Source organism: Streptomyces luomodiensis, from assembly GCF_031679605.1.
GTDB lineage: Bacteria > Actinomycetota > Actinomycetes > Streptomycetales > Streptomycetaceae > Streptomyces > Streptomyces luomodiensis.
This window is the reverse complement of the sequence record NZ_CP117522.1, coordinates 8225424-8227892: the sequence shown is the minus strand read 5'-3', so window position 1 is coordinate 8227892 and position 2469 is coordinate 8225424. Positions and strand designations below refer to the sequence as shown.

The 2469-nt window shown below is 68.2% G+C and carries 2 protein-coding genes; both read right to left on the bottom strand.

Translation table 11 applies throughout. The annotated features are described in order from the left end of the window. Positions 1-66: 66 nt before the first annotated feature. The gene (locus PS467_RS34890; protein WP_432280773.1) at positions 67-2067 is read right to left on the bottom strand and encodes an ABC transporter ATP-binding protein; all 2001 of its coding nucleotides are present in this window, start codon (positions 2065-2067) and stop codon (positions 67-69) included. 54 nt (positions 2068-2121) lie between these two features. Beyond that, positions 2122-2328, bottom strand: a complete 207-nt coding sequence (locus PS467_RS34885; RefSeq protein WP_020866836.1) for an MbtH family protein — start codon at positions 2326-2328, stop codon at positions 2122-2124. Positions 2329-2469 lie beyond the last annotated feature (141 nt).

Below are 2469 nucleotides of genomic sequence, written 5' to 3'. Positions count from 1 at the left end.
GGACGTCTCCCTCTGCTGCGGTACGCGGTGGCGGGGGCGGTGACGGGTGGTGGTGAGGGTGTCGGGCTACGGACCCGGGAAGGGGACGGGGCCAGGTCCCGGCCCCGGGAAAGGCCCGCCCCCCGAGCCGGCCGGGAACGGCCCACGGGGGCCGCCCGGGTACGGCCCACGGGGCCCGATCGGTTCGGGAGCGGGCCGGTGGCCGTTGGCCGGCGTGTGGCCGGCGAACTGGGTTCGGTACAGCTCCGCGTAGAGGCCGTCCAGGGCGAGGAGTTCCTCGTGGGTGCCGCTCTCCTGTACCCGGCCGTCGTCGATGACGAGGATCTGGTCGGCGTCGCGGATGGTGGACAGCCGGTGGGCGATCACCAGTGAGGTGCGTCCCGCCAGCGCGGTCTCCAGCGCCCGTTGCAGGGCGGCCTCGGACTCGGAGTCGAGGTGTGCGGTCGCCTCGTCGAGGACGACGACCGGGGGCGCCTTGAGCAGCAGGCGGGCCATGGCGATGCGCTGTTTCTCGCCACCGGAGAGCCGGTAGCCGCGGTCGCCGACGACGGTGTCGAAGCGATGGGGCAACGACTCGATCAGGCCCCAGATCTGGGCGGCCTTGCAGGCGTCGATCATCTCCTGTTCGGTGGCCTCCGGGCGGGCGTAGCGGAGGTTGTCCCCGATGGTGGCGTGGAAGAGATAGGCGTCCTGGGTGACGACGCCGATGGTGTCGTAGAGCGACTCCAGCGTGAGGTCCCGCAGGTCGTGCCCGTTGATGCGGACGGTGCCCTCGACGGGGTCGTACAGCCGGGGCACGAGGTGGGTGATGGTGGTCTTGCCGGCGCCGGAGGGGCCGACGAGGGCGGTGAGTTTCCCGGCAGGCAGCCGGAAGCTCAGGTCGCGCAGGGTCCGCTCGTTCCTGGTGCGTTCCGGCTGCGGCATGGCGATCGACTCGAGGGAGGCGAGCGAGACGTCCGCGGCGGCCGGGTAGGAGAAGGAGACGCCGTCGAAGACGATCTCCGGTGCGCGGCCGTCCCGGGGCAGGGCGGTGGCGTCGGGCTTCTCGGCGATGAGCGGCTTCAGGTCGAGGATCTCGAAGAGCCGGTCGAAGCTGACGAGCGCGGTGACCACGTTGGCCTGGGCGCTGGAGAGCTGGTTGATCGGGCCGAAGAGCCGGGTGAGCAGGGTGGCCAGGGCCACCAGGGTGCCGATTTCGAAGGCCCCGTCGATGACGAGGCGCCCTCCGACGCCGTAGACCACGGCGGTGGCGAGCGCGCTGAGGAGGACCATCGACAAGAAGAGCAGCTTGCCGTGGACGGCGGTCACGACGCCGAGGTCGCGGACCTTCCCGGCCAGCCCGGTGAACTGGCGCATCTCGCGGCTCGGCCGGCCGTACAGCTTGGCCAGCAGCGCGCCGGTCACGTTGAAGCGCTCGTTCATCAGCGCGCCCATCTCGGCGTTCCGCTCCATCTGGGACCGCGTGAGCCGCTGTAGCCGGCGTCCGACGACCTTGCCGGGCAGGATGAAGAAGGGCAGGACGACCAGGGAGATCACGGTGATCACCCAGGACAGGTAGAACATCGTGACGAGGACGAACAGCAGTGTCAGCGCGGCCGAGACGACCGTGGACAGCAGCGACGTCAGGGCCTGCTGGGCGCCGACCACATCCGCGTTGAGCCGGCTGACCAGGGCGCCGGTCTGGGCCCGGGTGAAGAACGCCAGCGGCTGGCGCTGTACGTGGTCGAAGACCTCGGTGCGCAGTTCGTAGACGAGCCCTTCGCTGACCCGGGCCGAGTACCACGCCTCCCCGAAACCCAGCAGCGCGCCGAGCACCGCCAGTCCGCCGACCGCCACCGCGATACCCACGACAACGTCCGAGTCGTGCTGGGCGATGCCATTGTCGATGAGGTATTTGAAGAGGATGGGAGTGGCCACCACAATGGCGGCGTTCAGCACGGTCATGAGCAGCAGCAGACTTATGCTGACACGGTACGGCCGGGTATACGGAAGTATCCGTTTCGCGGTCCCGGGTTTTATTTTCTGCTTGGTCACGGATGGGTCGGGGCCCACCGCGCGAATCATCATCGGCCCTGGGCCGCCTATGGACACGACGCTCTCCTCGGCTTCGATGGTTCCGAACTATGTGAGCTGGTCAATGAGGCTCTTGGGGCGCATGTCCCGCCAGTTCTCCTCGATGTAGTCCAGGCAGTTCTTGCGGGCGTCCTCGCCGAATACGACCCGCCATCCGGCCGGTACCTCGGCGAAGGCGGGCCACAGCGAATACTGGCCCTCGTCGTTCAGCAGGACCAGAAACGAACCGTTTTCGTCGTCGAACGGGTTGGTCATCACCGCTCCTCTCAACTGCTCCGGGGTGAGGCCGGAATTCAAAGTAACGGGGGCCTGTCGGAAGCAGCAAGGTCGACTATTGAAGCGGCGTCCAACCGCGTATTCTCGGCACTTGGACGACAGCACTTGGACAACGGCACT

Coding starts and splice junctions, on each gene's coding strand:
- PS467_RS34890 (WP_432280773.1), bottom strand. CDS start 2,067: ATGATGATTCGCGCGGTGGGCCCCGACCCATCCGTGACCAAGCAGAAA.
- PS467_RS34885 (WP_020866836.1), bottom strand. CDS start 2,328: ATGACCAACCCGTTCGACGACGAAAACGGTTCGTTTCTGGTCCTGCTG.